The organism is Candidatus Hydrogenedens sp., assembly GCA_035378955.1.
In the GTDB taxonomy this organism is placed as follows: domain Bacteria; phylum Hydrogenedentota; class Hydrogenedentia; order Hydrogenedentales; family Hydrogenedentaceae; genus Hydrogenedens.
On sequence record DAOSUS010000030.1, the window covers coordinates 16,160 to 36,540 of the forward strand.

13 protein-coding genes are annotated in these 20,381 nt (G+C 36.3%); 9 read left to right on the plus strand and 4 right to left on the minus strand.

What is annotated here, in order from left to right; genetic code table 11:
* Positions 1-1,628, plus strand: a 1,628-nt coding sequence (locus tag PLA12_07855) for a hypothetical protein (protein ID HOQ32412.1), incomplete at its 5' end; no start/stop codon positions are given.
* Between the two features lie 122 nt (positions 1,629-1,750).
* Entirely contained in the window at positions 1,751-4,432 is a 2,682-nt protein-coding gene (locus PLA12_07860; GenBank protein HOQ32413.1) for a PKD domain-containing protein, read from the plus strand.
* A 36-nt stretch (positions 4,433-4,468) separates the two neighbouring features.
* Here the strand turns inward: PLA12_07860 and PLA12_07865 are convergent, their stop codons facing one another.
* Positions 4,469-6,001, minus strand: coding sequence for a response regulator (locus PLA12_07865; protein ID HOQ32414.1), 1,533 nt, complete (start codon positions 5,999-6,001; stop codon positions 4,469-4,471).
* A 150-nt stretch (positions 6,002-6,151) separates the two neighbouring features.
* On the opposite strand from PLA12_07865, the gene PLA12_07870 reads away from it, so the two are divergent.
* Together PLA12_07870 and PLA12_07875 are read left to right on the plus strand one after the other, a co-directional pair.
* Positions 6,152-7,558, plus strand: coding sequence for a hypothetical protein (locus PLA12_07870; GenBank protein HOQ32415.1), 1,407 nt, complete (start codon positions 6,152-6,154; stop codon positions 7,556-7,558).
* A gap of 18 nt (positions 7,559-7,576) precedes the next feature.
* Complete coding sequence (locus tag PLA12_07875) at positions 7,577-8,323, plus strand: HAD family hydrolase (GenBank protein ID HOQ32416.1); 747 nt, start codon at positions 7,577-7,579, stop codon at positions 8,321-8,323.
* Positions 8,324-8,339: 16 nt separating this feature from the next.
* Here the strand turns inward: PLA12_07875 and PLA12_07880 are convergent, their stop codons facing one another.
* Positions 8,340-10,040: a malonate decarboxylase subunit alpha gene (locus PLA12_07880; protein HOQ32417.1), complete on the minus strand. Its 1,701-nt coding sequence runs from the start codon at positions 10,038-10,040 to the stop codon at positions 8,340-8,342.
* 263 nt (positions 10,041-10,303) lie between these two features.
* Between PLA12_07880 and PLA12_07885 the strand changes: the two genes are divergently transcribed.
* The 5 genes from PLA12_07885 to PLA12_07905 all read left to right on the plus strand — a co-directional run bounded on the left by PLA12_07885 (position 10,304) and on the right by PLA12_07905 (position 18,550).
* The gene (locus PLA12_07885) at positions 10,304-11,134 is read left to right on the plus strand and encodes a PspC domain-containing protein (GenBank protein ID HOQ32418.1); all 831 of its coding nucleotides are present in this window, start codon (positions 10,304-10,306) and stop codon (positions 11,132-11,134) included.
* Positions 11,135-11,219: 85 nt separating this feature from the next.
* Positions 11,220-12,638, plus strand: a complete 1,419-nt coding sequence (locus PLA12_07890; protein HOQ32419.1) for an aspartate aminotransferase family protein — start codon at positions 11,220-11,222, stop codon at positions 12,636-12,638.
* Positions 12,639-12,644: 6 nt separating this feature from the next.
* Positions 12,645-14,612 carry a hypothetical protein gene (locus tag PLA12_07895; protein HOQ32420.1) on the plus strand — a complete coding sequence of 656 codons (1,968 nt, stop codon included), beginning with the start codon at positions 12,645-12,647 and terminating at the stop codon, positions 14,610-14,612.
* 37 nt (positions 14,613-14,649) lie between these two features.
* Complete coding sequence (uvrA, locus tag PLA12_07900) at positions 14,650-17,499, plus strand: excinuclease ABC subunit UvrA (GenBank protein HOQ32421.1); 2,850 nt, start codon at positions 14,650-14,652, stop codon at positions 17,497-17,499.
* Positions 17,500-17,542: 43 nt separating this feature from the next.
* Complete coding sequence (locus PLA12_07905; protein HOQ32422.1) at positions 17,543-18,550, plus strand: uroporphyrinogen decarboxylase family protein; 1,008 nt, start codon at positions 17,543-17,545, stop codon at positions 18,548-18,550.
* Positions 18,551-18,559: 9 nt separating this feature from the next.
* On the opposite strand, the gene PLA12_07910 is transcribed toward PLA12_07905, so the two are convergent.
* On the minus strand, positions 18,560-19,510 hold the full coding sequence (locus PLA12_07910) for an HD domain-containing protein (GenBank protein ID HOQ32423.1): 951 nt from the start codon (positions 19,508-19,510) through the stop codon (positions 18,560-18,562).
* On the minus strand, positions 19,507-20,381 hold an 875-nt coding region (locus PLA12_07915; protein ID HOQ32424.1), incomplete at its 5' end, for a hypothetical protein. The genes PLA12_07910 and PLA12_07915, both read right to left, overlap by 4 nt.

Here is a 20,381-nt window from a genome sequence, read left to right on the forward strand (position 1 = left end):
AACCACCAGAAGGGGAAGGGATTTTAGAGGGAATACCCGAAGGTATAATAGAAGGAACAACAGAGGGGGAAGGTATTTGGGAAGGTAGTACCGAAGGAGAAGGGATAACCGAAGGCGAAGGTTTTGTAGAAGGGGAAGGGATTTTAGAGGGAATACCCGAAGGTATAATAGAAGGAGCACCGGAAGGGGAAGGTTCTTCAGAAGGTTTATTTGACCCCTGCAATATAGAGCCGTGTATATTGGAATGTGATGATGTTTTAGGGGAGAGCCATTTTGAGGAGGATTTGCGTTGGTTATATGAATTTGTAGGAAAAGACCCGGACACAGCGGATTTGGACACGAATGGGGTAATAGATGTAGTTCAAGCATGGCTATTGGATGAGGTTTTACGGGAGAATACCCAGGAGATACATTGTTGTGTAAAACAGGTGTATCGGCATAATGTAGAGAGCACAAGATTATATGCAGATGAAATACAGACGATTCAGCCTCTGGTGTTTATGCTTATTGATAGAGCCAAATTTGAAGGTGTTGTGTCAGGATTAACAACGGTAGGTGAGAAGACGACAATTGATATGCTATTAGGAATGATAGATGAGTTACCTTTAGAAGTGCCGATGCCGAATATGGAGCAATTCGACCTGAGTATGGGAATGTATTTAAGTAAGATAGGAGATGCTGACAGAGATGGGGTATGTAATTATGGGGAATATCGTTGGAATTTATTGAATGGATATGGTATAGAGGGGTATAAAAAAAGTGTATTAAATAATAAAAATGTAGGTAATGGTGGTGGATGTGTATGGTGTGGAGAAGGAGAACCACCAGAAGGGGAAGGGATTTTAGAGGGAATACCCGAAGGTATAATAGAAGGCGCAACAGAAGGGGAAACTCCATTATACAGTTCTTTAACGGTTATATTAACACCGGATGAAGCAGTTTTAAATGGTGCTCAATGGCAAATGGAAGGTGATGTTAATCTGTATAATAGTGGTGATAAAGTGGAAAATCTTTATGCAGGTACTTATAAAGTATTTTTCACTCAACCCATAGGCTGGTCAACTTCTGAATATATTCAAGTAGAAATTGCTGAGAAAGAGGATAAGGTTATAGAAGTCAGTTATTGGAAGTCGGGAGGAATTGTGGTTCATATTTTTCCAGATGAAGTAGTGAAACTAAATGCAAAATGGAAAATACAAGGGCGGGAAGAGTGGATGGATTCCGGGAAAATAGTAATATCTCCTATAGGTTTTTTTGACATTTCATTTTCTAATATAGAAGGTTATATAGCACCACCACAAAAACGCGTTTATATTCCTCATGCTTCTTATATAAGTCTGGATGTCAGTTATCAGAAAGTAAAGCCATTGGATAAAAATGCAAAAAGGAACCTTGCTTTACAAATATTTTCATCATATAGTTATTGCGATACAGATGGGGATGGAGTGCTTATTTTTTCAGAAATTATACAAAAATATCCTCAGGTAACACAGGAATTTTTTATGGAGATTGACACTGATGAGAATCAGGCAATATCTATGGAGGAACTTGAGAATTATATTAAGGGGTTAAATACAACCACCTGTGGAAATATTTTCGGAACTTGTAAAAAAAGTTTCTTCCCGTAAAAAATCTTGCAAAAAATACCCGAAACATGTTATTTTTATATATATTATAGTTTAAAAGGATTTTTACATAATAATATGCGGGGCTAAAACCTGTCAAAATAAAACAATAGGAATATGTTTGAATGAAAAGTAAAGTAACTTTTTTGAGGCTGGCTGTTATTGTCCTTTCTTTTTGCTTTTTAATTGGGGTTAATAGCACCTCCTATGCACAGGATTTAATTGTAAAGGGAGATTATCATACCGCAGATAGAAATCATGATTATAAAATTGATTTAAGCGAGCTTCTGCGTATTATCCAGTTTTTTAATGCTCGTGCTTATCATTGTGACCCGGAAGGAGAAGATGGATATGCACCGGGAACAGGTGACCAGTCCTGCGAACCTCATGATAGCGATTATGAATCGAATACTCCCTGGCGAATATCGTTGAATGAACTTCTTCGTTTGGTACAGTTTTATAATGTATGTGGGTATGAAGTAGACCCCTCCAAAGAAGATGGCTTTCGACCTGTTTTATGTCCTGTAATTATCGAAGGAGAGCCCGAAGGAACTCCTGAAGGTTTAGAAGGGGAAGGTTCTTCGGAAGGAGTTTTAGAAGGGGAAGGAGAAACTTATAATTATGCTCGGATTGTTGTTGATAGGAGGGATACAGTACCTAATACAGAGATAAATATCCCGCTTACTCTTGAGACTAAAAATGTTGGATTAGGATATGTGCAGTTTGACCTCATTTTTAATTCCAATCGAATACAATATTTGGATTTTATGATAGGTCCGGCTATTCAGAGTACGGGTCGGGATTTATCCGTAGGGCAGATTATTCCGGGTAAAATAAGGTTGACAACTACAGGAACATCCTCTTCGGGAATGACATCTGGTATATATGCTATTTTGAGGTTTAAAGTTTCTGAGAATGCAGAGTTTAATGATGTATATTCTATTTATGCAGAGAGCATAATGGCTACCAGTTATCCTGATGGCTTAATTTACCCGCTTTCTGTACTGGCAGGGTATATCCGTATTTATAGTTCTTTCCCATATCCTCCGACAGCCGATTTTTCAGCTACTCCCGTAAAAAATATAATAAATAGTGAAATTGAATTCCGTGATGAAAGTAAGATGGGAAATGGAACCGAACCTACCTGGCAGTGGAATTTTGGGGATGGAAATTTTAGTTTTTTGAGAAATCCTACTCATATATATCAATCTCCAGGTATATATACGATAACATTAACTGTTACGACCAGTGCTGGGCAGAGTATAAAACAAAAGACGAATTATATTGAAATAATTCAAGGTTCACGAATATATGTAAAAAAACCGCAAACAAAAAACACAAAAGAAGAAATTGAGCCAGATGGATTATCATGGGAAACCGCTTTCCCTACTTTGCAGGAAGGAATTGATAAAGCGTTCGAATTAGGTGGAGGAGAAGTATGGGTTGCTGCGGGGGATTATAATGAGGTTCGTTCCAATCCTTATGGTGCATTAATACTTCGAGAATTGGTGAATGTCTATGGTGGTTTTCAAGGCATAGAAACAGAATTGAATCAGAGAAATTATCAAACGAATATTACTATTATTAATGGTAGTGTGGCAAGAGATGGACAACCAGCCTGGCATGTGGTTAAAGGTGAAAATTATAGTGAATTGAATGGGTTTATAGTAAAGGGGGGAGATGCCCGTTATGATTCTGTTTACAGCGATGCTCAAGACGGAGGCGGTTTATATATTCCCGCAAAGAAAATGGTTATCAAAAACTGTTCCTTTTTCCAGAACAAATCGGTGGGAGTAGGTGCTGCTGTATGTTGTATTAGCGGAAAATTATCTATATACAATTGCAATTTTATTGAGAATGTAATAGAAAATATTTCATCTGCTTCCAGTTATAATTATGGTTCTGCTATCTATGTTACAGATAGTGTTGTTAATATTCAGAATTCCCGTTTTGAATCCAACCGTATTTCTACGCAGGGAATCTGGCAAACTTCTACCCAGAATATAACCGCTGTTTCCGCAGGTGGGGGAATATTTGCTTATAACTCTTCATTATCAATAGATAAATGTTTATTCTATTCAAACACATGTTCTGCAGAAGGGATAGGTCATGGCACTGTCGGAGGTGGCGTATATGGTGCTTTTGCAAAGGCATTAGGTGGATCTATCTACCTATGGTATAGTGATATGAATTTGAAAAATTCAGATTTTAGAAATAATAGTGTTTCTACAAATGACCATAATGGTTTTTCTCGTGCAAGTGGAGGGATGATTTATTTAACAAGAAGTTCTGCGAAAATTGTAAATACAATCGGATTTAGAAATAAGGCTTATGATTTTAGTACCTCTATTGAAAGAACGGGGGGCATACATATAGACCTTTGTGAAAATGTTGTATTGTCAAACTGCACTTTATATGACAATCAAGCAGATTTAACTACGACAAATCATGGAGGAGCTATATTTAACTATTACAGTAATGTAGCACTTGCTAATACTATTATCTGGCAAAATTCTGGGCAGGGAACATATTCTCTCGGGAATGATGCGGTATTTATGTATTGTGATACACAGCAGGTAAAAAATGGAACAGGAAATATAAGTTCAGATCCATTATTTATTTTCCCGAGTGCAGGTAATTTCAGATTGAATAGTGGTTCTCCCTGTATAGACAGAGGAATGGACACAAGCCCTGATGAATGGGGAAATGTGTTAACAGATATCGATGGAAATATGCGTGGGCGGGATGCAATTCCAGGTGTTACCGGGGATGGTTCGGAATATGATATGGGTGCCTATGAATATTAGTCTAATATTGAAAAAGAATAATTGAATAATAGCAATTCAATCTTTTTCAGGAAACCTCTCACGAATTTGTAATACTTCTTCAATATTAGAGAAGAATACATCTACTAAATCAGGGTCGAATTGTTTACCTCGTTGTTCTCCAAAATACTCTTTGATTTCATCTAAAGTCCATGCCCTTTTATATACTCGCTCTACTCCTAAAGCGTCGAACACATCGGCTATACCTACGATTCTTCCAAAAATATGTATATCTTTCCCTTTTTTGCCATTGGGGTAGCCATTTCCATCAAAGCGTTCGTGATGTTCTAATGCAATTATAGCCGCAGATTGTAATACGACCCCTTTCGTTTTGCTTAACATGTCGTAACCAATGGTAGTATGTGTTTTTATTACATCAAACTCTGAAGGCGTTAAGGGTCCAGGTTTATTTAATATTGCGTCAGGTATTCCTACTTTTCCAACATCGTGAAGAGGTGATGCTAATCTAAGAATTTCTGCCTCTTTATTGGATAGACCCAATTTTAATGCTAATAATTTAGAATATTCTGCCACCCTTTTTACATGGCTTCCTGTTTCCCGAGAACGAGTTTCTACAATTTCACCTAATGTGAATACAATTTCTCTTTGTGCGGATTCTATTTCGTGAATTAATCGGGCATTTTCTATGGCTGAGGCACCATGGTTGGCTATAATTTTCAATACTTTTAAGTCTGTTTCTGAAAAAACTTCACCATCAGATTTATCTGTGACATTAAGAACCGCAATTACATCCTGCTCATTAATTGCTAAAGGATGGGACTCCATAAATTCTGATTTTTTCCGCTGTAGAGGAACAGAAATAAAGGATTTATTTTTTAATCCAATTAAAAAATTTTGCAAATTCGGATTTTGAGTAATGTCTTCAATTAGTAACGGTTCTAAGTTCTTAACAACCATTCCTGAAATGGTTTTAAAGTCCACAGGAATGGTTTTCCCATTCATTTCTGAAGGTAGACCGGTGCTGGCAACAACTTTAAGATATTTTCCATCCTCAACAACTTCAAGTATAGAACCTCGTTTTGCCTGAGTATGTTCCAGTGCTGCATTTAATATAAACCTAAAAAGTTGTTCCTCATCTCTTATAGCAGATATATTTTCACTAATCTTGAATAGTTCTGTAATTTCTTTCAGACGGGCATTTTCCTGAATAAGACGATTGCGTTCCAGGGCATTGTTTACCACCGTCTTAATTTCAGAGATGTTAAAGGGTTTTAATACATAATCGTAAGCCCCTTCTTTTACTGCGGCTCTTGCTGTTTCTATGGTTGCGTATCCCGTCATGATAATAGGGACAATACCTGGATTAAGTTCCCTTGCTTTGTGTATCAGCATAATACCATCCATTTTAGGCATTATAATATCTGTAAATAGGACGGCAATTTCACTATCATCACGAATGATTTTTAAGGCAGTTTCTCCGTCTGATGCTAATTCTACAAAAAAACCCTCATCTGTCAAAAGGTCAAAAAGTAATTCACGAATAATTAATTCGTCATCAACTATTAGAATTTTTTCTTTTTTAGTTGGCATATTTATTTATTCCTGCTAATATACGGAGTTTTTTCATTGAAAAAACAATAAATATAATAAATTTATTCTGATTGATATTATATATATAATGATAGTTAAAATGAAATTTATGGTAAGTAAATATTATTAAATTTTTATGAGGAGAATAATATGAACATTCACGATTATTTTATGAAAATAACAGTAACCATTTTTCTATCGTTTTTGTTGATTTTTATTTTAAGTTTTAATTCGTATTCATTAACTGCGGGTGTTGCAAAAGGTGTAATAACACCCGATATATCCAGAGAGCCGATTGGTGTATTTGGTAATAAAATGGATAAGGTAGGAAGAGATATTTACGCTCGTGTTCTTGTTCTCAATGATGGTTCCCAACGGGTAGTAGTAGTAACCTATGACTTGAACTGTCTTGATGTTGCTACACCAATTCTTCGGGAACGATTGAAAAAAGAATTAAGTATACCGGTAGAAAATTTTATTCCCCTTGCAACCCATAATCATTGTGCCCCAATACAAATTGTGCCGGAGAATTTTGAATATGGTAGATGGTTGGCAGAAAAAATTTATCAATTAATACAAGAAGCCATTGACCATGAAATAGGACAGGTTTCATTAGAATTTGGGTTTGGATATGTTTATCATTTGTTCAGTTTGGGAAATGCTCCTGTGGATTATGAAGTTCAAGTATTAAAGGTGGTGAAAGATGATGGAAATCCTGTTGCAATTCTATTTAATCACCCAACACATCCTTTACATATAAAAGGACAGAATAATGTAATTGATACAGGACATTTTGGTTATGCTATAAAATATGTGGAAGAAGCGTTTCCAGATACAATGGTGTTATTTGCGGATGCCTGTGGCGGAAATCAATTTACTAAAAATATGATGCATGCCCCTATGTCCGTTGTTCAGAGATATGGTAAAGAACTGGCTAATGAAGTGATTCGGATTGCAAAGAATAAACAAAAAAGTATAGATGGGAATATTATTAGTTCATTTCAAGTTATTCCTTTATCATTAAATAAACCAATACCTTTTGAAGATGTTCAACGACTTTCCTTTTTTTATCCAACGGATATTGGTTATATCCATTATCCTGCCCCGGAGCGTGATACGAATTGGGTTCGTTCCTTATTTAAACACTATAAAGAGAAAATACCTTTTCCCCAGAAAACTTCAGATATGATTTGCACGGATGATGAATTTTTAATCGAAAATAATCCTGATGGTAGAGAGTTTTCATGTAGATTTGAAGAGTCTATAGTTGTTAAAATAGGCGAACTAATTTTTGTCGCTTTGCAGGGTGAAGTATGTGCTCCCATAGGTATGCGTATTAAAGATGCTTTTCGTTATGAACATCCGATAATGTTATTTGGATATATGGGTGAACATAATTTATATATACCTACTCGAGAGATAGTGCGTCTGGATATATATCAAGCACGAGTAATTCAGGAACAATATGCTTCACCTGTAAAATGGTCACCTACGGTAGAAGATGAAATGGTCAGTGCTGTTCAAAGTCAGATTAAAGATATTTTGCGGAAAAAGTAATGGTTGGAGTAGATTTGTATGATAAAAGCAGTAAGTTTTGATTTTTGGGGAACATTATTTCGAGATGCGTTTAGTAAAGAAAGGCAAGAGTATCGAGCCAAAGCCATAGTGAATACTTTTAAGCAAGGGGTATCGTTAGATAATGCTTTGGAAGCGATGTCTATGGTGGTAAAAGAATTTGCACGATGCCATATTGAGGAGCAACGAACATTAACGCCGGAGGATGCAGTGGATATGGTGTCGTTGCAATTGGGTATAGAACTTAATAAACATGAATATGAATTTTTGGCAGAAGAATTTGCTACTGCAATATTAGTATTTCAACCAGAACCTATAGAAAATGCCTTAGAGGCGGTTCGGTATACCTCGCAGTTTGTTCCTGTGGGTCTTATCTCGGATACGGGTATATCACCAGGAAAATCATTACTTAAATTACTTGAAATACATGGCTTTACTCAATATATTTCCTCATATCGTTTTTCCGATATAGAAGGTGTTGCTAAACCCCAATCCATCATGTTTGAAAAAACGGCGTATGAGTTAGGCGTGAAAACAGAGGAAATGTTACATTTAGGAGACCTGGAACCCACAGATATTGTTGGGATAAAAAGTGTAGGTGGTTATGCAGGTCTTTTTGCCGGGATAAATCTTAAATATATGACTTCTACGACGGCAGATTTTCTATTTACAAATTGGTTTGAATATATTGAAAATCTACCACAAATTTTAGATAATCATTTTGATAATAAAAAATCCAATGACTAAATAAAGAACTACTTGGTTATTCAAATTTTAGTTTAAAGTTTCTCCCAGAAACGATTGTATCATCAACTACAAGGGGACCATTTTCTGGAAGTATAAAAGGCATTTTAATGACATTTGAGATGTCTTTTTCTATATCTACTCCTGGCATAATCCAGCGTAATTCCATACCTTTTTCTGTTAAGACGAATGCACCGATATGGGTTATATAAAACACCTCTTTACCTGCTTTGAGGGCTTCTTGTCCGTTGAATGTGATTTCACTTACTTTTTCAATAAACTTAGGTTGTCCCGCTTTTAATACTTTTACTTTTCCATCTTCTACTTTTATTTCTGATTGATTTCCCCATGCAACACAGAAGAATACCTTTTTAGCAGATGTAGTCAGGTCAATAAACCCACCGGGACCTACATAATTAATTGCACCTTCTCCCCGTTTAGAAACATTTACATTCCCATAAGCATCTACTTCCAGAGCACCTAAAATGACACTATCTAATCTTTTATACATTCGCTGGAATACAGTAGCAGAAGAAACAATTTCAGTAGGATTAATTGCCGCACCAAAGAATATCCCGGGTGCGGGCAGACCACCCATAACTCCGCTTTCTGTCATCAGGGTTATATCATTTAAAGCACCACTCTCATAAAGGAGGCGGGAAGCCTCTTCGGGAAGTCCAACACCAATATCTACATAGTCACCTTTTTTGGAATTTTGAACAAATATTTTTGCGGCAAGTCGGGCTAATACTTCGTCCGCAGTAGTTCTACGAGGGGTAACTCCCAATACTTTATTTACAAAGCGAACCCTTGCAATACCTTCATCTATCGGTGTTTTGCTATTTAATGTCAGAAAGTCCCAGTAATGAATATGTTTTACTCCCCCTGTTTGTTCGGTTCCTTTCCAAACTACAATGGCATCAATATCTGAAGCAGGCAGGAATATTTCATCGTGTCTCTTATCCACAATTTGAGCCACATTCGCAATAACAATTCCTCCATGCTTTTTTACTGCTTTAGTTATTTCATAACTTTCACCAATCATTACAGCATTCTTTTGATAGATATTTCCCTCTTTATCTGCAGAGGGAGCATTAAAGATGGCAACATCTGGCCAGGGACATTCATATTTGAAATATTCATTATCTATTATCGAAACATATTGTGGTTTATTCCCGTTAAGTAAAGGAGTCCCTCTACCTGTTCGTGGGTCTATGAAAGTTCCTGTACCCGTTTTGTTGATAACATAGTTTTTGCCTTCTTCTCCCATGGCTTTTAATATCAATGTAAGGGTTCCTTGAGGAATAATCTGGATTTCACAACGACCCTGGTCAGCTAATCTCAAAATGGATTTATATGTTTCCGTATGACCTGTAAAAATACGCGTGCAAAGTCCGGGTAGACCTAATTCTTCTAATGTTCCAGAAATTTTACCTCTTCCACCCTGTCCGCCTACACTAACGATAGTTAAATTGCAAGGATGCCCTGTTTCTTGAAACATTTCTTTTATTGTCCACCACATATAAGAGGCTCTCATATTTCCTGCAAGCCCTGAAGTAGCAATAACGGAGCCGTCTTTAATCATACGGACTGCTTCGCGGGCACCCATAAATTTTGGGTTTCCAGGGACACGAACTGCCTTTTTTGTGTTTCTCCAATCCCAGGTGGCTCTCCATTTAGCAATGTGATAAAGTAATTGAATCTTTGTTAATGTATTCATGACCGCTAAACCTTAATTTTTTTGTATAAATTAATATTAATTTTGATTTATGATTTTATAATTTCGTGTGAAAATTATATAAAATTAATAAGTTAAATTTCATAAATTAATAATTTTTATAGTATTTTAGAAAAATTTCAAAGGTAATAAAACAAAAACTTGAATTCAGTTATTTAGACAAAGAAATAAAAATTAGGTTTTAAAAAGTGTTGATGAATGAATATAAAATTGTTGTATAATCATAAAAAAATTGGGTGAGAAAAGTGGTTATAACGAAAAAACAAGAAAGTATTATTAATAAATATTTAACGGAGGTAAATACATCTTTAAATTCTTCTACAGATATTGAAAATAGACAAAAAATACTTCTTGACTTAAGAACTAAGATTATATCTACACTCAAAAAAACGGGTAAGAACTATATTCATGATGAGGAACTGTGCGAAATTTTATATGAAGAATTCGGCGAGCCTGTAATACAAGCTGAAAAATTACTCCATCCAAGAGAGCCCGCTCTAAAACTTACTTTAGATTATGAAAACAGGATATGGTTAGGTGTTTGTGCAGGATTATCTGCAAGGCTTCAAGTTCCTGTATTATTAATAAGATTGTTATTTTCCATTTTGGGCTTATGTCTTGGTTTTGGATTTATTGTATATTTGTCTATTTATTTTTATCTTTATTTTTCCTCAGGTGCTTATAGCGGTAAAAAAATCCATTGGGGTTTTCTTATTTATCAGTTAATTTTAACCTTGTTTTTATTGGGGCTTGTTTATGGTATAGCCTTTTTTTTACTTAAAGGTATCGAATTATTACATCGTGGGTGGGTATCGTATTATTATAAGAGTAGTTTAGCCAATGTTGATGATGTATATTCATTTATATTCATGTCGTTTTTATTCTATGTGTGGACAGGAATTTTGTCTGCTATTATGGGTGGTTTGCCATTAAGAAATGACTGGGATAAGACATTCCGTAATATTCGGGATGCCCAAATTGCCCTTTTGGTTATTTTTGAATCTGCTGGGATAGCATGGGTTGTTTATCATCTTATTATAGAATCCATAGCCGCTTTTCGCAGCATAATGATATAAAGCCATTTCAGAATTGGCAAGTTTATTTAGGGTATAATCTTATCTCAAAGTTGTAGTACAAAGGAAATAAGATAGGAGTTGAAAAGTGATAACTATTCCACAGGAAGGGAAATCTAAAGAAGAAGTGTTGAAGGAATTAGAATTAGCCCGTCAAAATGATGCTCGTTGGGAGGATGGGCGTATATTTAGTCTTGTATTCCATTTTTCAGAAGAGCATTCCGAATTGGTTAAAGATGCATACAATATGTATATTCATGAAAACGGATTAAATCCAATGGCTTTTCAGAGTTTGAGGAAGTTTGAGTCAGAAGTTGTTCAAATGACCGCTTCTTTACTTAATGGAGATAACAATACAGTAGGGTGCATGACCTCAGGGGGAACAGAAAGTATTTTATTAGCCATGAAGACATATAGAGATAAGGCACGAAAAGAACGCGGTGATAAATATTTTGTACCTGAAATTATCATTCCCGATTCTGCTCATGTTGCTTTTCTCAAAGCAGGCGAATATTTTGATATAAAAATGATACATGCACCTGTTAATAAAACAGGGAAAGTGGATGTAAATGCGGTTGAACGAAGAATAACTCCCAATACAGTTGCTCTGGTTGGTTCTGCTCCCAATTATCCGTATGGAACGATTGACCCCATATCTGAATTAAGTGATTTAGCCTTAGAGTATCATTTAAATCTACATGTAGATGCATGTGTTGGTGGCTTTATTCTTCCGTGGTTAGAGAAAATAGGAGAGGATATTACTCCTTTTGATTTCCGTGTTCCAGGGGTAACATCTATTTCCGCAGATTTACATAAATATGGCTATTCAGCAAAAGGTGCTTCGGTGATTTTGTATCGTTCCATGGATATAATGAGACACCAATTGTTTGTTTCGGTGAATTTTCCTGGAGGTATTGTGATGACACCCGGTTTAACAGGTACGCGTCCTGGTGGTGCCATTGCTTCTGCATGGGCAACTCTTATGAGTTTGGGACAAAAGAAATACATTGAAAATGCAAGGAATTTGTCGGAAATTGTTAAGAAGTTTAAAGAGGGAATTCAGGCAATTCCGGAACTGGAAATTGTAGGCGAACCGCAAGGACCATTATTCGCCTATTGTAGTAAAACCCCAAAGGTAAATATTTACGCTGTAGCAGATATTTTAGAATCGAAAGGATGGCATATTGACCGCCAGCAAAAACCTGCAAGTATTCATTTTATGATTAATCCGTTACACGGTAAAATTGTAGATGAATATTTGAACGATTTAAGAGATGCGGTAGAAAAAGTGAAAGAAAACCCTGATTTAGCAAAGCAAGCAACAGCACCGATTTATGGAATGCTGGCTAATGTGCCTTTACGCGGAATGGTAGAGTCGGAAGTTCGAAAAATTGTAGAAAATATATATAAAGGCACATCATCAGAAATAAATCTTGAGGAACAAAATACCCCTGATAATGTATTAACAATAGTAAGGAAATTATTTTCTTATTTATCTAACAAGTAAAAAATGATGCGGCAAAAGAAGAATAACTTAAAAAGGATGGTATTACTTTTTATTTGTATTTGTCTGTATGCCTATTCTTCATACGGGCAGGATAGACTTCTGGATGGTGTTAAGACGGGATTTGATACGGTTATAAAAGGTATTCATCAGATAGGTTCCTATGCAGATGAGGTTTTAAGGTCGAACCTTTTTGGAAATCAACAATCGCTTCCCTATACGATTACAAAGAAATATGAAAATCAGGTTTCGGTATCTCAAAATGTAAATATGCTAATAAAAAATGAGTTTGGGTTTGTTGATATTAAATCATGGAATGAGCCTTTGGTCGTTGTAGAAACGACACTAACCTTAGGTGGGCAAAGTCAGGATGTCCTTGAAAAAACAGCAAGTAATTTTCAACCACGAATCAATAATCAGAATAATACATTGTTGATTGAAAATCAGTTTCCCGAAGAGAGTGTGTCTTTTATAAAAATTGATTATGCTATTACCCTACCTCATTCTGCAAATGTTTCTGTTGATAATTTTTTTGGAGATACGCGAATATCTAATGTAGATGGGTCTGTGACCATTAATGAACAATACGGCTCTGTAGAACTTGAAAATATTAGTGGACGGGTTTCTGTGAGGGCACAGGGAGAATTTCCACTAAAAGCAAAAAAAATTACAAATGGCGGTTTTTTCTATCTTTCGAGAACGAATGCGGAGATACAGGATTTGCAAGGAGAAATTAGCATTTACAATCTTCTGGGAGAACTAAAAATACAAAAGTTAGGAGATGGGAGGTTCGTTTTACATACGGATAGTGGCAAATCAAGTATTAAGTTTGAAGATACCTCACAGCTGGAAGTCAAGGGTAGTTTGTTAGGCAGTCAGTTAACTACAGATTTACCAATTCTACAAAAAAGCACGGGCTCATTGAATACTCTGGATTTAACCAATCCGGATGCAAAACAAAAAATTGAAATAACGGCGGTATTTTCGGAAGTATCTCTTTTTAAAAGCGACACATTACTTTCCAGTCCTCAGAGTGCTATATCCAACTATAAACCTTTTAGTGAAGTATTTTCATCAGAGGAAGGGATTAATCCCGATGATGTTTTAATAATTAATAATCAAAAAGGTGATGTTCGTATTCTCCCTGCAAATGACAATAAAATCCGAGTAAAAGCGACTCGTTTGGTTTGGGTATCTTCTGCGGATAAAGCGACATCGGCATTAGAGAAAGTGTCCGTAAATCTTCACCGAACAGAAAATAGAATATATATTATGACATCAGGGGATTTTGAGGCACTTCCGGAATATCTTTCAGATTGGAGGATAGATATTCAAGTATTTTGTCCTCCCAATGTAGATGTTTCTATTGAGTCAAAAGAAGAACAAACCGCATGTGAAAATATGGAGAGTTCTTTACGCATAAATCAAGGGTCAGGTGTTGTTTCTGTTCTGACATGCAAAGGTCCTTATTTCGTATCTAACCAAAAAGGGAATATACGAATAGAAGATATGAGTAATGATGGGGAGATAACAATTCGGGGTGGATTGGCAACATTAAAAAATATTAAGGCGCCTATTAATATAACGGCTATTCAGGCAAATGTAAATTTGGAAGATATTCAATCGAAGATTGTAGCACGATTGCAGGAAGGGGATATTCGTTTTTTGGCACTAAACGGGATATTAGGGGATGTAGATATTTCTACCGAAAAAGGGAATATTAGTATTCTTCTGTCTCCTGAAACGGATTGTAAATTGAAAGCCTTAACGCAAGAGGGAATCATTGATACAGCCCTTCCTTTAACAGGTGTTTTTTCGAGAATGAAGCAGGAAGCAGAAGCCCAGATTCGAGAAGGGAAATATACGGTTCTATTAAAAGCTGTTAAAGGTGATATTATTATTGATGGGAATATTGAGGAATCTCTAATTGTTAAAACACCAACAATCCCATCTGAAAATATCCAATCCAATCAATAATTCTTAAAAGGATATTTGGGCAAAAATACTGTATTTTATGAGTAAATCAGAATATATTGTTATACGCGGAGCACGGCAACATAATCTTGCTAATATCAATCTGGATTTACCAAGGAACAAACTCATCGTAATAACCGGATTAAGTGGTTCCGGAAAATCCAGCCTTGCTTTTGATACTCTTTATGCGGAAGGACAGAGGCGATATGTAGAAAGTCTTTCGGCGTATGCCCGTCAATTCCTGGAACAAATGGAGAAACCGGATGTAGACCATATTGAAGGGTTAAGTCCGGCTATTTCAATAGAACAAAAAACTGTTCATAGGAATCCGCGTTCCACTGTTGGCACTGTAACCGAAATATATGATTATTTGCGGTTGCTTTTTGCTCGTGTGGGAACTCCCCATTGCTACAAATGTGGCAAGGTAATTTCTGCTCAGACACCGCAACAAATTGTAGATAATATTATGGGTTTTCCGGAACAGACAAAAATCCAAATTTTAGCCCCTGTGGTTCGTCAAAGAAAAGGAAACTATACAAAATTATTTGAGGAGATTAAAAAATCTGGATTTGTTCGTGTTCGTGTGAACAAAACGATGTATCATGTAGATGATGAAATTAAATTAGAGCGGTATAAAAAACATGATATTGAAATTGTGGTAGATAGACTTGTTATAAAATCGGATATACAGAAACGATTAACGGATTCTATAGAAACTGCATTAAAATTGGGGAATGGGCTGGTTCGTATCTGGTATGAATCGCCGGGAAATCAACCTCAAGAAATACTACAAAGTGAAAAACTTTCCTGTATTGATTGCAATATCTCCGTTGAAGAGTTAGAGCCTCGAATGTTCTCTTTTAATAATCCTCACGGTGCATGTCCTGTATGTACTGGTTTGGGGACTGTGACTGAAATTGACCCGGAACTTGTTGTTCCTAATCCGGAACTGTCTATAGCAGAAGGTGCAGTTGAACCCTGGAGTCAGCGTCCCATTCTCGACTCTATGTATCGAAAGACTCTTCGTATTATCTGTGAACATTATGGGGAAAGTCCTTTAACCCCATGGAAGAACTTATCGGATAAATTCAAAGAGATTATTCTTTATGGTTCAGGAGAGGAATATATTCGATTTACCTATCACATGGCGAATAGCAGTTATGAGACCTATAAACCTTTTGAAGGAGTTATTCCAAATTTGGAACGACGGTATAAAGAGACTCAATCCAATCGTGCACGGGAAATGATAGAAAAATATATGGCTACCCATATATGTCGTTCCTGTCAGGGGACAAGGTTAAAGCCTGAATCGCGTGCTGTTCGAATAAATGGAAAGAATATTGTAGATGTGACGCGGATGTCTATAAAAGAAGCACGGTCTTTTTTTGAAAGTTTGCAGTTGTCTGAATTCCAGAAAAGGGTAGCAGAGAGAATATTAAAGGAAATCAACCTACGATTGTCATTTCTTATGGATGTTGGGTTAGACTATCTGACTTTAGACCGTAGTGCGGGAACATTATCGGGAGGTGAATCACAACGGATTCGTTTGGCAAGCCAAATTGGGTCGGGACTGGTTGGTGTTATTTATGTTTTAGATGAGCCCAGTATTGGACTACATCCTCGTGATACAAATCGTTTAATTGAAACATTGATAAAACTCAGGGATTTAGGAAATACCGTTATTGTAGTTGAACATGATGAGTCAACGATTCGTTCCGCAGACCATGTTATTGATTTAGGACCTGGTGCGGGTGTGCATGGTGGCAAAATTGTTGCCCAGGGACCACCATCAAAGATTGCAAAATGTGCTGATTCGTGGACGGGTAAATACCTCGCCGGGAAATTCCATGTTTTTTGCCCCAAAGAGCGAAGGAAGCCGTGTAATAAATGGCTTACTCTACGAGGTGCTTCATTAAATAATTTAAAAAATATAGATGTGTCTTTCCCTTTGGGATTATTTGTTTGTGTAACAGGAGTTTCGGGTTCTGGAAAATCCAGTTTAATCAATGAAACTTTATTTCCTGCGGTTCAGAATGCCATTCTTAAAAGAAAACCCGAAACCAAACTATTCTATTCACAAATAGAAGGGATACAGAACATTGATAAAGTAATAGATATAGACCAGTCGCCTATTGGGAGAACGCCTCGTTCAAATCCAGCAACTTATACAGGTTTGTTTACTCCTATTCGTGAATTATTTAGCAAGGTGCCGGAAGCAAAAGCGCGTGGATATAGTGCAGGTAGGTTTAGTTTTAATGTAAAAGGAGGGCGGTGTGAAGCATGTGAGGGGAATGGATATTTAACTATCGAGATGCAATTTCTACCGGATGTGTATATTCCCTGTGGTACCTGTCATGGTAAGAGGTATAATCGTGATACTTTACAAATCCAGTACAAAGGTAAAAATATAGCAGAGGTGCTAGACATGACTGTTGAGGACGCTATGGACTTCTTTAAAAATATTCCTCAAATATCGCGTCCTTTAGAAACCTTATTTGAAGTAGGTTTGGGATATATTAATTTAGGGCAACCTGCAACGACACTTTCAGGAGGGGAGGCACAACGGGTTAAGTTAGCCACAGAATTGTTAAAAAGGCATACTGGAAATACGCTTTATATTCTGGATGAGCCTACCACAGGGTTGCATGCAGTTGATGTAGACAAACTACTTCGAGTGTTACACCGACTTGTAGATTTGGGGAATACGGTTGTTGTAATAGAGCATAATCTTGAAGTTATTCGAACGGCTGATTGGATTATAGACCTGGGTCCAGAGGGAGGTGATAAGGGAGGATATATTGTTGCAGAAGGTCCACCGGAAGATATAATAAAGGTAAAGAAATCATATACAGGCGAGCATTTAAAGGCAAAATTGGATAATATTGTTTAGAAATTATGTTAATATAAATAAACAATAATTGGAAAGGTATGGTATGAATTCTTATGAACGGTATGTGAAAACAATTCGTAATGAGCCTGTTGATTTCCTGCCTCGTTTGCCTATAATCATGTCTTTTGCAACACATTATATTGGATGTAATTATCGTCAATTTGTTACAGATTATAATGTGCTTGTTAATGCCAATGAAGCATGTATTCGGGATTTTGGTTATGACCAGTGGAGTGCTATATCAGACCCTTTTCGTGAAACTTCAGGTTTTGGAGCGATATTAGAATATCCCGAAGATGCTGTTCCGCGTTGTCCCAATCCACCTTTGCATGATAATCAAGATTTTACGAGGCTTCCTGTTCCAGACCCTTACAATGCACCGCGGATGTATGACCGAATTTTGGCTGTTCGAGAAATGAGAAATCGTGCTAAAAACGAATACTCTGTTATGGGTTGGGTAGAAGGTCCTGCTGCAGAAGCAGCAGATCTAAGAGGGGTAACGGATTTTTTAATGGATTTATTGGTTCAACCTGACTATGTAAATGAATTAATGAGTTTTTGTGTAGATACGGCAATTAATTTTGCTTTGGCACAATTGAAAGAAGGAGCAGATACGATAGGGATTGGAGATGCTATTGCAAGTCAAGTTTCACCGGAGACTTATCGTGATTTAATATTCCCTCATGAATATCGGTTGATGAAAGCCATAAAAAAAGCAGGAGGATTTGTTCGATTGCATATTTGTGGAAATACAAGACATTTATTGCCGTATTGGAAAGATTTGCCCTGTGATGTATATGATTTGGATTGGTTCGTTCCTTTAAAAGAAGCACGGGAGATTCTTGGAGATAACGCCGTTCTGGTTACAAACCTGGACCCTGTGCGGGAAGTTATGGAGTCCACACCCGATGTTATTTATAAAAGACACCTGGAATTGTATAAAGAAGTAGGTCCTCCACTAATGATTGGCGCTGGTTGTGAAATTCCCGGGGATACTCCGTTTGAGAATTTCAGGGCCATATGTAAACCTGTGGAATATAGTGTAAGATAGTGATTAAAATTACACTTTTTTCGTCCAGATTTGTCGAGAAATCAGGTTAATAAACTCAGACCATTTATCCCCCTTTTTTAAGGTTTCTTGTTCTATTCTTGTTAGAGCATAGGTTTGTGCGTCCAAGTTATCTAAATAATGCAATATCATGGCTTCTACTGTTTTTGGGACGACAGGAGAGCCATTTTCCAATTCACCATGGTGAGACAGAATACAATGGAGCAAGTGGAGTCGTAAATTTTCAGGGAATCCCTCAATTTGCTGTATTTTTTCAGATATTAGAATAGCCCCGATTACAAGGTGTCCTAACAATTTCCCTTCATCTGTATAATCAATTAGCATGGGGTTATCGGTTAGTTCGTAAACTTTTCCGATGTCATGCAGAAAACAAGCAGTTATCAATAAGTCCTTATCTACATTGGGATATAACTCACAAACCACTGAGGCTATTTTTATCAATTCATAACAATGTCGAAGGAGTCCTCCACGAACTTCATGGTGCCATTTTTTCGCTGCGGGTATGTTTTGCATAGAATGGATTAATTTAGTATCGTTACGGATCGATTGTAATAATTTGTTTAGCCATGGGTTTTTTATTGAATCAAGCATTGCCCATAATTCTGTTAAATATTTTGTATGGGATTCTTCAGGTAACATTAAATCTTCCTTTGCATATTGTTCTTTGGCGAGTGGGATTATGTTTGTTGCATGTATTTGTAACTTGTCTTTATACAATTTAATAGTTCCTTTGACTACTACTACATCTCCTACCTCGATTCTTCTGGCTATCTCTTCGGGTTTTTCCCACAACACGCCACCCATTTCCCCTGTTTTATCGCGAACAACAAACCCTAAAAACTTATCTCCGGAAGGTTGTTCTCGCAAATTTTTTACCGTGAGAACAAAATAGTCGTTTACCTCATTTCCCTCATATAAATCAGAAATGTATTGGTTCTTCATGTATCTTCCTCTCTATTTAATATATCTTTTTTTTGTTTATCTTCATCAAGATTAAACAATAACAATTGTTGTGCCTGTTCTTTTGGCATTTGCTGCGATGCAGGTGCTTTTAAATATTTATCTTTTTCATTAATAAAAGTGCGTGAAGTAGATTGGGAAGATTGTATTTCTATATCCAAAAATTTCCCCGGTGGAGTTGTTGATATTTCCTGCGAAATTTCAGCAATTGTTTTGCTCTTATCTAAATATTCAAAATATCTCTCATTAAATTCTAATAATTGATGGAGGATATTTAAGTAGAGTAGCATAACTGCCTTTTCGGAGATAAAGTTTTGTCTATAACTTTCCAATGCCCAATTATAAACGGATTTTAACCGCTTTAATCGAATCAGAATTTCCTCGCTTGAAAGTCCTGCTTCCCATTGATATTTTAAAGATTTTACTTCTTCCCACCTTTTTTCTAATTCTTCTTCATGAGATTTGCTTTTTTGTTTTAACCACATATTAAGTAGTTGTTTTAATAATAGGATTGAAATGAATACAAAAATAAAAGAAAGACCAAGCGTTTTTAATTCTGTTCGGGTTAAAGGTTTGTTCTTATTAAAATATGTCAAAGCAACGGGATGAGTATCAAGAAAAGCAGGTGGAATAAAGGCACTACAAGTAGATTCATATTCAGAAGATGACAATATAAATTTTGAAGAAAACCATGCGTTCACTACTTCTCGAACAGTAGAGTTTGGAACCCTCTGTGAAATAGTTAAAATATTTTTGATGCAAATTAAATCCAGAGACTCGTAGAACGGGATATTCAATGTTTTTAAATGTAATCCGGGGATAGTTGTTAAAAATTCTTTGGATTGCTTAATGG